At 71.2% G+C, this 12,407-nt stretch carries 8 protein-coding genes; 2 read left to right on the top strand and 6 right to left on the bottom strand.

Annotation, left to right across the window (positions count from 1 at the left end):
* Positions 1–29 precede the first annotated feature (29 nt).
* The 4 genes from ACZ3KP_RS08170 to ACZ3KP_RS08155 all read right to left on the bottom strand — a co-directional run bounded on the left by ACZ3KP_RS08170 (position 30) and on the right by ACZ3KP_RS08155 (position 6,800).
* The gene (locus ACZ3KP_RS08170; protein WP_467497430.1) at positions 30–3,860 is read right to left on the bottom strand and encodes a multifunctional oxoglutarate decarboxylase/oxoglutarate dehydrogenase thiamine pyrophosphate-binding subunit/dihydrolipoyllysine-residue succinyltransferase subunit; all 3,831 of its coding nucleotides are present in this window, start codon (positions 3,858–3,860) and stop codon (positions 30–32) included.
* 284 nt (positions 3,861–4,144) lie between these two features.
* On the bottom strand, positions 4,145–5,263 hold the full coding sequence (locus tag ACZ3KP_RS08165; RefSeq protein ID WP_360560914.1) for a HAMP domain-containing sensor histidine kinase: 1,119 nt from the start codon (positions 5,261–5,263) through the stop codon (positions 4,145–4,147).
* A complete protein-coding gene (locus ACZ3KP_RS08160; protein WP_132888824.1) occupies positions 5,260–6,000 on the bottom strand; it encodes a response regulator transcription factor in 741 nt (246 codons plus the stop codon). The genes ACZ3KP_RS08165 and ACZ3KP_RS08160 overlap by 4 nt, the downstream gene beginning before the upstream one ends.
* A gap of 110 nt (positions 6,001–6,110) precedes the next feature.
* A complete protein-coding gene (locus ACZ3KP_RS08155; RefSeq protein ID WP_467497426.1) occupies positions 6,111–6,800 on the bottom strand; it encodes a spermidine synthase family protein in 690 nt (229 codons plus the stop codon).
* Between the two features lie 254 nt (positions 6,801–7,054).
* Between ACZ3KP_RS08155 and ACZ3KP_RS08150 the strand changes: the two genes are divergently transcribed.
* The gene (locus tag ACZ3KP_RS08150) at positions 7,055–7,888 is read left to right on the top strand and encodes a rhomboid-like protein (protein WP_467497424.1); all 834 of its coding nucleotides are present in this window, start codon (positions 7,055–7,057) and stop codon (positions 7,886–7,888) included.
* 174 nt (positions 7,889–8,062) lie between these two features.
* Here the strand turns inward: ACZ3KP_RS08150 and ACZ3KP_RS08145 are convergent, their stop codons facing one another.
* Entirely contained in the window at positions 8,063–8,866 is an 804-nt protein-coding gene (locus ACZ3KP_RS08145; protein WP_467497421.1) for a GNAT family N-acetyltransferase, read from the bottom strand.
* A gap of 172 nt (positions 8,867–9,038) precedes the next feature.
* Between ACZ3KP_RS08145 and lon the strand changes: the two genes are divergently transcribed.
* Positions 9,039–11,459, top strand: coding sequence for an endopeptidase La (gene lon, locus ACZ3KP_RS08140; RefSeq protein WP_467497419.1), 2,421 nt, complete (start codon positions 9,039–9,041; stop codon positions 11,457–11,459).
* A gap of 87 nt (positions 11,460–11,546) precedes the next feature.
* Here the strand turns inward: lon and ACZ3KP_RS08135 are convergent, their stop codons facing one another.
* Positions 11,547–12,353, bottom strand: a complete 807-nt coding sequence (locus ACZ3KP_RS08135) for a lysozyme (RefSeq protein ID WP_467497418.1) — start codon at positions 12,351–12,353, stop codon at positions 11,547–11,549.
* Positions 12,354–12,407: the final 54 nt, after the last annotated feature.

The raw sequence follows: 12,407 nt of genomic DNA, 5'->3' as shown, positions 1-12,407 counted from the left end.
GTTGCCGGAGGCCTACGCCTGCCGGAGGCTCACGCCTCGAACACCTCGCGGACCAGCTGCTCCTGCTCCGCCTGGTGCCGCTTCGCGGAACCGACGGCCGGGGAGGAGCTGTGCGGGCGGGAGATGCGGCGCAGGCGCTCGCCGGCCGGGACGTCCGCGCCGACCGCCAGGTCCAGGTGGTCGATCAGGTTGAGGGCGATGAACGGCCAGGCACCCTGGTTCGCCGGCTCCTCCTGGACCCACAGGTACTTCGCGGCGTTCGGGTACTTGTTGACCTCGGCCTGGAGCTCGGCACCCGGCAGCGGGTACAGGCGCTCCAGCCGGATGATCGCCGTGTCCGTGACACCGCGCTTCTCCCGCTCGGCCTCCAGGTCGTAGTAGACCTTGCCGGTGCAGAAGACGACCTTGCGGACCGCGTTCGCGTCCACCGAGGCGTCGCCGATGACCGGGCGGAACTGCCCGCTCGTGAACTCCTCCGCCTTCGAGGCCGCCGCCTTGAGGCGCAGCATCGACTTCGGGGTGAAGACGACCAGCGGCTTGTGGTGCGGGTTGTGCACCTGCCACCGCAGGAGGTGGAAGTAGTTCGACGGGAGGGTCGGCATCGCGACCGTCATGTTGTTCTGGGCGCAGAGCTGCAGGAAGCGCTCGATACGGGCCGAGGAGTGGTCCGGGCCCTGGCCCTCGTAGCCGTGCGGGAGCAGCAGGGTGACGCCGGACGTCTGGCCCCACTTCTGCTCGGCGGCCGAGATGTACTCGTCGATGACCGACTGCGCGCCGTTGGTGAAGTCGCCGAACTGCGCCTCCCACATCACCAGCGCGTCCGGACGGGCCAGCGAGTAGCCGTACTCGAAGCCCATCACCGCGTACTCGGAGAGCAGCGAGTTGTAGACGTTGTAGCGCGCCTGGTCCTCGGAGAGGTAGAGCAGCGGGGTGTAGTCGAGACCCGTCTCGCGGTCGATCAGGACCGCGTGGCGCTGGCCGAAGGTGCCGCGCTGCGAGTCCTGGCCGGACAGGCGCACCGGGGTGCCCTCCATCAGCAGCGAGCCGATGGCCAGGGTCTCGCCCATGCCCCAGTCGATCGTGCCGTCCTCGATCATCGCCGCCCGGCGCTGCAGCTGGGGCAGCAGACGCGGGTGGACGGTGAAGTGGTCCGGGATGTTGACCTGGGACTCGGCGATCCGCTTCACGACCTCAGCGGAGATCGCGGTCGGCACGGCGACCGGGAAGCCGTCCTGCGGCTCCTGGACGGCACCGGCGGGCGGCTGCGAGGTGGCCTCGCGGACCTCCGTGAAGACCTTCTCCAGCTGGCCCTGGTAGTCCTGGAGGGCCTGCTCGGCCTCTTCCAGGGTGATGTCGCCGCGACCGATCAGGGACTCGGTGTACAGCTTGCGCACCGAGCGCTTCTTGTCGATCAGGTCGTACATCAGCGGCTGGGTGAAGGCCGGGTTGTCCGACTCGTTGTGACCGCGGCGGCGGTAGCAGATGAGGTCGATCACCACGTCCTTGTTGAACGCCTGGCGGAACTCGAAGGCGAGCCGCGCGACGCGGACCACGGCCTCGGGGTCGTCGCCGTTCACGTGGAAGATCGGGGCCTCGATCATGCGCGCCACGTCGGTGGCGTACATGGAGGAGCGCGAGGACTCCGGGGCCGCGGTGAAGCCGACCTGGTTGTTGATGACGATGTGGACCGTGCCGCCGGTGCGGTAGCCGCGCAGCTGCGACATGTTCAGGGTCTCGGCCACCACGCCCTGCCCCGCGAAGGCCGCGTCGCCGTGCAGCGCGACCGGCAGGACCGTGAAGTCCGTGCCGCCCTTGTTGATGATGTCCTGCTTGGCGCGGGCGATGCCCTCGATGACCGGGTCGACCGTCTCCAGGTGGGAGGGGTTCGCGGCCAGCGAGACCGTGATCTGCTCGCCGTCCAGGCCGGTGAAGGTGCCCTGGGCGCCCAGGTGGTACTTCACGTCGCCGGAGCCGTGCATCGACTTCGGGTCGAGGTTGCCCTCGAACTCGCGGAAGATCTGCGCGTACGACTTGCCGACGATGTTGGCGAGGACGTTCAGGCGGCCGCGGTGCGCCATGCCGATGACGACCTCGTCGAGGCGGGACTCGGCGGCCGAGTCCAGGACCGCGTCGAGCAGCGGGATGACCGACTCGCCGCCCTCCAGGGAGAAGCGCTTCTGGCCGACGTACTTCGTCTGCAGGAAGGTCTCGAACGCCTCCGCGGCGTTCAGGCGGCGCAGGATCCGCAGCTGCTCCTCGCGCTCCATCTTGGAGTGCGGGCGCTCCACGCGGTCCTGGATCCACTTGCGCTGCTTCGGGTCCTGGATGTGCATGAACTCGATGCCCGTGGTGCGGCAGTACGAGTCGCGCAGCACACCGAGGATGTCGCGCAGCTTCATCATCGACTTGCCGGCGAAGCCGCCGACCGCGAAGTCGCGCTCCAGGTCCCACAGGGTGAGGCCGTGCTCGGTGATGTCCAGGTCGGGGTGCTTGCGCTGCTTGTACTCCAGCGGGTCGGTGTCGGCCATGACGTGGCCGCGGACCCGGTAGGAGTGGATCAGCTCGAAGACGCGGGCGGCCTTGGTGACGTCGTCGTCGTGCGAGGCGTCGATGTCCCGCAGCCAGCGGACCGGCTCGTAGGGGATGCGCAGGGCCTCGAAGATGTCGTCGTAGAAGCCGTTCTCGCCGAGGAGGAGGTTCGCGACCTGGCGCAGGAACTCGCCGGAGGCGGCGCCCTGGATGACCCGGTGGTCGTAGGTCGACGTGAGCGTCATGACCTTCGAGACGCCGAGCTTGTTCAGGGTGTCCTGGGAGGTGCCCTGGAACTCCGCGGGGTAGTCCATGGAGCCGACGCCCATGATGACCGACTGGCCGGGCATCAGGCGCGGGACCGAGTGGACGGTGCCGAGGCCGCCGGGGTTGGTCAGGGAGACCGTGACGCCGGTGAAGTCGTCCATCGTGAGCTTGTTGTCGCGGGCGCGGCGGACGATGTCCTCGTAGGCCTGCCAGAACTCGAAGAAGTTCAGCGTCTCGGCCTTCTTGATGGCCGCGACGACGAGCTGGCGGTCGCCGTTGGGCTTCACCAGGTCGATGGCGAGGCCCAGGTTGACGTGGGCCGGCTTGACCAGGGTCGGCTTGCCGTCCTTCTCGCCGAACGACCAGTTCATCGACGGCATGGCCTTGATGGCCTGCACCATCGCGAAGCCGATCAGGTGCGTGAAGGAGATCTTCCCGCCCCGGGCGCGCTTCAGGTGGTTGTTGATGACGATCCGGTTGTCGAAGAGCAGCTTCACCGGGACCGCGCGGACCGAGGTGGCCGTCGGCAGCTCCAGCGAGGCGTTCATGTTCTTCGCGACGGCCGCGGCGGGGCCACGCAGGGTGACCAGTTCGGGACCCTCGGGCGCGTCGGCGGCGGGCGCGGCCTTCGCGGCGGCCGGCTTGGCGGCGGGGGCGGCGGGCTTCGCGGGCGCCGGAGCCGCGGCCGCGGCGGGTGCGGCGGCCTTGGGTGCCGCGGGAGCGGCCGGCGCGGCAGGAGCCGCGGCCGCGGGCGCCTGGGCGGCGGGAGCGGGCTGCGTGGGCGCCGGGGCGGCCGCAGCCGCCGGCTGGGCCGGCGCCGGTGTCGTGGTGCCCGCGGCCCCCGCGGCCGCGGTACCCGCCGGAGCCGGGGCGGCGGGCGCTCCTGGCTTGTAGTCGGCGAAGAAGTCCCACCAGGCTCGGTCTACCGAATTCGGGTCCTGGAGGTACTGCTGATAGATCTCGTCGACGAGCCACTCGTTCGGTCCGAACGCGGCCGCGGGGTTCTTGCCCGCTTGGTCTGCGTCGGTCGAGATGCTCGAGTTACTGGGGGACTGTGGCGACACGGCGGCAACCGCCCTCTTCCGCTTCACAAGGTTATGGACAGCGGGAATAAAGGCTACGCCTCCCTGGCCGGGAAGGTCAGGCTGAGCAAGGTCATCGTCGCGTAAGTCACACCGGAAAACTTGTTTCAGGGCTTGAAATGGCGGGAAACAAGCATGGTTCCGCTACGACCGGGCTCAACCGGGCATGGCTCGGCCAGGCCGGGGCCGCCTCGTTCCCGACGGTCGCACGGACCACAGGTGGATCTTGAGACTCCGGTGCGCACTTTACGTCAACTTGGCACGGATCAAAGCCCCGGAAGTGTGACGATGATCCTGCAGCCACGCTCGGATTCGGCCACGCGGATCCCGCCGCCGTGCAGATCCACCGCCCAGCGGGCGATCGCGAGCCCCAGCCCCGTACCGCCGTCGCTGCCCGGTCCGTGCGGCCGCCGGACGGCGCCCCGGTTGAAGCGCTCGAAGACGCGGTGCCACTCCGAGCGCGGAATGCCGGGGCCCTCGTCGAGGACCTCCAGCTCCAGCGACTCCGGCTGCGGCCCGCGCCGCGCCCGCACGGTCACCCGGCCGTGCGGCGGGCTGTGCTTGACCGCGTTGTCGATGAGGTTCGCCACGACCTGGTGGATGCGCTCCGGGTCGGCGTGCGCGGTCAGCTCCGGCGGCGACACGTCCAGGTGCAGGTGCACGTCGGTACGGGTGTGACTGCCGGAGTTCGAGGCCAGCCCGCGCGCCCCGGCGACCATGTTGGCCTCCTTGAGCACCCCCGACAGGTACGGCCACACCTCGAAGCGGCGCTGCCGCAGCGGTACGACGCCGTTGTCGAGGCGGGAGAGGTCCAGCAGGGTCTCCACGAGGCGGCCCAGGCGCTCGGTCTGCTTCAGGGCCGTGCGCATGGTCTCGGTGTCCGGCTCGGCGATCCCGTCCACGACGTTCTCCAGGACGGCCCGCAGGCCCGCGATGGGCGTGCGCAGCTCGTGCGAGACGTTCGCGACCAGTTCCTTGCGCTGGCGGTCCTGGGCCTCCAGCTCGTCGGCCATGACGTTGATCGTCTCGGCCAGGTCGCCCAGCTCGTCCCGCCGGTTCTCGCGTACCCGGCGCGTGTAGTCGCCCTGCGAGATCGACCGGGCCACCGTGTTCATGTCGTCCAGCGGCGCGGTGAGCGAGTGCGCCACGAACTGGGTTATCAGCAGCGTGGCGATCATCGAGAAGACCGTGATGAAGCGGAGCTCCGTCTTGGTGGACACCGCGATCATCGACAGGCCCGTGGTGATCAGCACCGAGACGACGACCAGCGCGCCCAGCTTGGTCTTGATCGAGAACGGGCGTACCCCGCCCCAGGGCTGTTCCCCGGGGCCCGAGGGACCTCCTGATCCCCCGTGGCCTCTTGGCCCGGCCGGCCCGCCGCTCATGGCGTCGGGGTCTCCAGCGCGTACCCCACACCGTGCACGGTGCGGATCCGCTCGGCGCCGATCTTCCGGCGCAGCGCCTTGATGTGGCTGTCGACCGTACGGGTGCCCGAGGCGTCCGCCCAGTCCCACACCTCGGCGAGCAGCTGCTCACGGGAGAGCACCGCGCGCGGGGTGTTGGCCAGGCACACCAGCAGGTCGAACTCGGTCGGCGTGAGGTGCACGTCCTCGCTGCGCACCCGCACCCGGCGCTGCGCGTGGTCGATCTCCAGTTCGCCGAGGCGCAGGATGCCGGAGCGGGGCGTGGAGGCGGCGATGGCCGCCCGCTCCACCCGCCGCAGCAGCACGTGCACGCGCGCCGCCAGCTCCCGCATGGAGAACGGCTTGGTCATGTAGTCGTCGGCGCCGACCCCGAGGCCGACCAGCATGTCGGTCTCGTCGTCCCGCGCGGTGAGCATCAGCACCGGCACCGGCCGGGCGGCCTGCACCCGGCGGCAGACCTCCAGACCGTCGAAGCCGGGCAGCATGATGTCGAGGATCAGCAGGTCTGGCTGCCAGGCCTCGGCCGTGTCGACGGCGGCCGGGCCGTCGCCCGCGGTTTGCACGAGGAATCCCTCGGCGCGCAGGCGGGCCGCGATGGCGTCGACGATCGTCTGGTCGTCCTCGACGACCAGAACACGGCGCTGGGCGCCCTGAGTCGCCGTCGCCGTGCCGTTGTGGGAGGTGTGTGTCTGCTCCATCGCCCGCCCCTGTGTGCTTTCCGGAACCAGTGGGGTGATCCCATGACTGCGATTGACGCTTGAATGATCCGCGTCAGGGATGCACATTACGGGGACAGGTGGCGCACTCGCTATCCAGGGCGGACGGCAAGGTGGACGACGTCCGGAACGCCCCGGGCAACCAGGATCTCTTCGGTACGCACCTGCGTGAACCCGGCATTCCGCAAGGTTTCTTCGAATTCCGCCGAGGGCTGCGCCGACCAGACGGCGAGTACCCCGCCCGGTCTCAACACCCTTGCGCAGCTTGCCAGTCCGACCGGTGAGTAAAGGCCCTCGTTGGCCATGTCGACGGTCCAGCCGGGTCCGTTGTCGATGTCCAGGCACAGCGCGTCGAACGTGTCGCATGTCTCATTGACGTACGCCACCAGATCGTCCTCGACGATCACCGTGCGCGGATCGGCGAAGGCGTCCGCGGAGAGTGCGGACAGCGGGCCGGCGCGGTGCCAGCCGACGACCGCGGGCTCCCGCTCCACCACGGTGATCCGCCCCCAGTACGGGTCCCGCGCGGCGTGCGCCAGCGAGAACCCGACGCCCAGGCCGCCGATCAGCACCGCCGGCGCCGCCCGCCCGTCCAGGGCCGCCCGGGCGGCGTCCACCAGCAGCCGCTCCGAGCGGCCGTCGGAGGTGTCCATCAGGAAGCAGCCGTTGGCGATGATCTGCAGCAGCTCGCCGTGCCGGCGCAGCACCACCTCGCCGTAGGGACCGTCGCGCCGGTCCAGGACCACGGGACGGTCGTCGTACGCGGAGGCTGCGGTGCTCATGGCCGACATCCTGCCCCAACAGGGCTTTGCGGCCATGCGAATTACGGGTGCCGGTCGGTCGCACGGGGATCACTCGTTCGAGGGGCGGCACGGCGCTTCGCGCCCGCCGGGGGCCGGATGCGGCTCGTAGGGTTCCTCCTGGCCCCTCATGGTTCTTCAGAAAATCCTGAGAATCGTTCGCCGCGTGGCCTCGGTCATAGACAGCGGCTCGCGGGACGGCGAAGGGTGGGGTGAAACGGAAGGAGCCCCTCACCGTGGAACGGACCGCGTGGGCCGCGTCGACGCCCCCGCACGAGCCCCTTCCGGCTGCCTCGCCCCAGCCCCTCGTGGCTGTCTTGCCCGAACCGCTGCCGGGCACCGAGGTCGCCGTCCTGCTGGACGGTGTGCCACGGCAGCGCGGACCGGCCGCCGAGGTGCTGCCACCGGTGCCGCGGCCCGCCGCCGTCCCGCTGCGCCTGCTGCCCACCCCCACCGGCACGCCCGTCACCTTCGGCTACACGGCGATCCTCGCCCTCACCTCGCTGTTCGCGAGTCACGTCGGCTCCGGTCCGATGCACGCGATCTACCAGGACTCCAGCACCGACGTGGCGCATCTGCTGCGCACCCCGGTCTTCGTCCTGCTGGCGAGCGCGCTGTGGATCGCGGGCGGGCTGCTGTCGCCGTACGCCCTCGCCTTCGTGCTCGCGCTCACCGCGCTGGAACGGCGGATCGGGGGCGCCCGCGCGATCCTCGTCTTCCTCACCGGCCACGTGCTGGCCACCCTCGGCACCGAGGTGCCGGTCGGCCTCGCGGTGCTGGTCGGCCACCTCCCCGACACCTCCCTGCACCGCCTCGACTATGGCATCAGCTTCGGCGTCGCCGCGAGCCTCGGCGCGCTCTGCGGGCTGCTCGGCCCCTGGCTGCGCTGGCCGCTGCTCGCCCTGGTCGCCTTCAGCCTGCTGTCCGACCTCATCGACTTCGATGACCCGATGACCAACTGGGGCCACCTGCTGGCGCTGGCCATCGGCACGGCACTGTGGCCGACGGTACGGCGCTGGCAGCGGGAGGGAACGAGCACCGGCCCCGCCACCGTCACCGTCCCGGTCTGAGGCGCGGCGGACCGCCGCGAGGTTCCTGGCCGGCTCCGTCCCCCGTCGCGCACGACGCCGGGCGCCGCGCGCTGCCGGTCCGTCGGCGGTTTCGGGGCTTTCCCCGGTGCGTGTCGCGGTCGTGCGGCGGCGTCGTGGATGCCCGCGCCGTTCCCCCGCCCCCGACGGGGCGCTTCAGCGGGCCGGAGTCCAGATGTAGGGGGTCGTTGTCGTCACGGCTCTGAAGCCCAGGCGTGCCAGGATCGGGGCGCTGTCCGGTGACGCCTCCACCAGGACGTAGGCCGTCCCTCTGGCCGTCGCCCGGGCCGCCCGCAGGGACACCAGGGCGCGGTAGACGCCCTTGCCGCGCCAGGGGGCCAGCGTCGAGCCGCCCTGCAGCATGGCGAAGTCCGTGTCCGGCCGGAAGGTGACCCAGGCCGCCGAGACGATCTCCCCGGCCACCTCGGCGACGTAGATCTCGGTGCCGTCCGGGTCCGCCGCCAGCAGGCCCCTCAGATGGTCGGCGACCCAGGCCAGGTCCTGGTCCCACACCTGCGTCTCCAGGGCGGCGACCCGGTCCAGGTCCGCGTCGTCGGTGACCGGGCGGAGCGTCACCCCGGCGGGCGGCGCGGAGGACGCCTCGGCCGGTTCCCCGACCGGCGCGATCACCACCGTCTCCGTGGGCTCGGGCACGAAGCCCGCCGCCCGCAGCCGGTCCGTGAGATCGGCCGGGGTGTCGTAGCCGTACACCTTCCACTCCACCGACTCCCCGCGCGCCGCGAAGAAGTCCCGCTGCCGGACGATCAGCGCGTCCAGCTCGGGGCCGGGCAGTGCGCCCCAGTCGCGGGGGCCGGTCACGAAGCCCCGGGGCCGGCCCACCACCCGGAGCACCGGGCCGTCGTGTGCGTACGTGATGCCCGGCGCCGGGGTGGGCCGGACGGCGCGCATCTGGCTGTCGTAGGCGGTGAGCAGGGCCGCCGTGCTGTCGGTGTCCGTCACCGGCCGACCGTACGGGGAATGCACCCGTGCCGATCAACCGTTTTTCCGGCCGTGCGACCGGCTCCGGCCGGGTCAGCACGTGATCGCCCAGAGCGAACATATGCACGGGAACATTTCCGGGTGCCCGAGCATTGAGTCTCCATAGCTCAAGTTCACTGCCGAAGGGGAGATCATGGCTTCGACGTCCGCATCACTCACCCTCCCTGTGCTGCCGCTCGACGGCGAAGTCGTGCTGCCCGGGATGGTGGTCCCGCTGGACCTCAAGGACCCCGACGTCCGTGCCGCCGTGGAAGCGGCGCAGGCCGCCGCCCGTACCGAACCCGGCAAGCCCAGGGTGCTGCTGGTGCCGCGGATCGACGGCTCCTACCCGGGCACGGGTGTGCTCGGCACCGTGGAGCAGGTCGGCCGGCTCGCCGACGGTGACCCGGGCGCGCTGATCCGCGGCCGCCACCGGGTCCGCATCGGCGCCGGCACCACCGGCCCGGGTGCCGCCCTGTGGGTGGAGGGCACCCGCGTCGACGAGAACGTCCCGGACCCGGTGCCCGGTCATGTCACCGAACTGGTCAAGGAGTACAAGGCCCTCGCCACCGCCTGGCTGCGCAAGCGCGGCGCCTGGCAGGTCGTGGACCGGGTGCAGGCCATCGACGACGTCTCCGCGCTCGCCGACAACTCCGGTTACTCGCCCTTCCTGACCACCGAGCAGAAGATCGAACTCCTGGAGACGGTCGACGCCGTCGCCCGGCTCAAGCTCGCCACCCAGCAGCTGCGCGACCACCTGGCCGAGCAGGACGTGGCCGAGACCATCGCCAAGGACGTCCAGGAGGGCGTCGACAAGCAGCAGCGCGAGTTCCTGCTCCGCCGTCAGCTGGAGGCCGTCCGCAAGGAACTGCGCGAGCTGAACGGCGACTCCGCCAAGGAGGGCGAGGAGTCCGACGACTACCGCGCCCGCGTGGAGGCCGCCGACCTGCCGGAGAAGGTCCGCGAGGCCGCCCTCAAGGAGGTCGACAAGCTGGAGCGGTCCAGCGACCAGTCCCCCGAGGGGTCGTGGATCCGCACCTGGCTGGACACCGTCCTCGAACTGCCGTGGAACGAAAGGACCGAGGACCAGTACGACATCCAGGGCGCCAAGGCGGTCCTGGACGCCGAGCACGCCGGTCTGGAGGACGTGAAGGAGCGGATCACCGAGTACCTGGCGGTGCGCAAGCGCCGCAGCGACCGGGGGCTCGGGGTCATCGGCGGGCGCCGTGGCGGTGCCGTGCTGGCGCTCGTGGGCCCGCCCGGCGTGGGCAAGACCTCGCTCGGTGAATCGGTCGCGCACGCCATGGGCCGCAAGTTCGTCCGCGTCGCCCTCGGCGGTGTGCGGGACGAGGCCGAGATCCGCGGTCACCGGCGGACGTACGTCGGCGCCCTGCCCGGCCGGATCGTGCGGGCGATCAAGGAGGCCGGTTCGATGAACCCGGTCGTCCTGCTCGACGAGATCGACAAGGTCGGCTCCGACTTCCGGGGCGACCCGGCGGCGGCGCTGCTGGAGGTCCTCGACCCGGCACAGAACCACACCTTCCGCGACCACTACCTGGAGGTCGAACTCGACCTGTCCGACGTGGTCTTCCTGGCCACCGCCAACGTCCTGGAGGCCATCCCGGAGGCCCTGCTCGACCGTATGGAGCTGGTCCGCCTGGACGGCTACACCGAGGACGAGAAGGTCGTCATCGCCCGTGACCACCTGCTGCCGCGCCAGCTGGAGCGGGCGGGGCTCGCCGCGGACGAGGTGACCCTGGCCGAGAGCGCGCTGCGCAAGCTCGCCGGCGAGTACACGCGGGAGGCGGGCGTGCGCACCCTGGAGCGGTCGATCGCCCGGCTGCTGCGCAAGGTCGCGGCCCAGCACGAACTGGGCGACCGGGAGCTGCCGTTCACGATCACGGACGCGGACCTGCGCGCCCTGATCGGCCGGCCGCACCACGTGCCCGAGTCCGCCCAGGACCCGGCCGAGCGGCGGACCGCGGTCCCCGGCGTGGCCACCGGTCTCGCGGTCACCGGAGCGGGCGGCGACGTCCTCTTCGTGGAGGCCTCGCTGGCCGACCCGGAGACGGGCGCGGCGGGCCTGACCCTCACCGGCCAGCTGGGTGACGTGATGAAGGAGAGCGCGCAGATCGCCCTGTCCTTCCTGCGCTCGCACGGCGCCGAACTGGAGCTCCCGGTGGGCGACCTGAAGGACCGGGGGGTGCACATCCACTTCCCGGCGGGCGCCGTCCCCAAGGACGGTCCGAGCGCGGGCGTCACGATGACCACGGCGCTGGCGTCGCTGCTCTCCGGGCGGCTGGTCCGCACGGACGTGGCGATGACCGGCGAGGTCTCGCTGACCGGCCGGGTGCTGCCCATCGGCGGGGTGAAGCAGAAGCTGCTCGCCGCGCACCGCGCCGGGGTGACGACCGTCATCATCCCGAAGCGCAACGAGGCCGACCTGGACGACGTCCCCGCCGAGGTGCTGGACAAGCTCGACGTCCACGCCGTGACCGACGTCCGGCAGGTTCTGGAACTGGCGCTCGCGCCCGCCACCAGCGGGGCGACGTCGGAGGTACCGGCAGCGGCGTGACAGACGCTGCCGGAGGCCCGAGGGCCCGGATCCCCACGAGGGACCCGGGCCCTCGCCCGGTACCCGGCCGTTCGCCGGTGTCGCCGGTCAGCCGTTGGCGAGCGCGACCACGCTGTCCAGGGTCCCGTTGAACTTGTCGTGGTCCCCGACCGTCGGACCGGTCGACGTGTACTGCCACATCGTGTACGACGACCAGCCGGCCGGCAGTGTGCCCACCTCCGAGGCGTACCGGGCGACCCAGAGCGGGTTGGCGGAGGCGAACCCGGCGTAGTTGCCGGTGCAGTCGGACCACCAGCTCGTCGCCGTGTAGATGACGGCGTTGCGGCCCGTGCGCGCCTTGTACCGGTTCAGGAAGTCGGTGATCCAGCCGACCATCCCGCTCGCGGACTTGCCATAGCACGCGTCGCCGTACGGGTTCCACTCGATGTCGAGGACGCCGGGCAGGGTCCGGCCGTCCTTCGACCAGCCGCCGCCGTGGTCGACGAAGTAGTCGGCCTGGGCGGCGCCGCCCGTGGTGTCCGGGGTCGCGAAGTGGTAGGCGCCGCGGATCATGCCGACGTCGTAGGAGCCGTTGTACTGCTGGGCGAAGGACGGGTTCGTGTAGTACGTGCCTTCCGTCGCCTTGCTGTACGCCCATCGGACCCCGCTGCCCAGCAGCGTCGACCAGGCGACGTCGCCCTGGTAGCTGGCGACGTCGACACCCTCGGTCTGGGTGGCGAGGCCGGTTCTGGGCGTGCCGTTCTGGCCGTCGTGGGCCAGCACGCCCGTGCCCATGTAGGCCGAGCCGCGGGCGGGCACGGCCGGGTCGGCGTGGACGGGGGCGGGGGAGAGCACCGCGCACAGCAGGGCGGCGAGCGTGGTGAGCAGGGCGGGGGCGGGTCTGAGCAGGGGCATGCCATGCCTCCGTGGGGTGAGGGAGATCCCAGGTATGCCAGAGCCGACCGGTAC

Source organism: Streptomyces sp. NPDC020958 (assembly GCF_055562175.1).
Note: the sequence above shows the minus strand (reverse complement) of the source record. Positions and strands in the feature narration are given on the sequence as shown.

Bases quoted from the DNA above. Each gene is read 5' to 3' on its own strand.
- ACZ3KP_RS08165 (WP_360560914.1), bottom strand. From the start codon at position 5,263: ATGAGCGGCGGGCCGGCCGGGCCAAGAGGCCACGGGGGATCAGGAGGT.
- ACZ3KP_RS08160 (WP_132888824.1), bottom strand. From the start codon at position 6,000: ATGGAGCAGACACACACCTCCCACAACGGCACGGCGACGGCGACTCAG.
- ACZ3KP_RS08155 (WP_467497426.1), bottom strand. From the start codon at position 6,800: ATGAGCACCGCAGCCTCCGCGTACGACGACCGTCCCGTGGTCCTGGAC.
- lon (WP_467497419.1), top strand. From the start codon at position 9,039: ATGGCTTCGACGTCCGCATCACTCACCCTCCCTGTGCTGCCGCTCGAC.
- ACZ3KP_RS08135 (WP_467497418.1), bottom strand. From the start codon at position 12,353: ATGCCCCTGCTCAGACCCGCCCCCGCCCTGCTCACCACGCTCGCCGCC.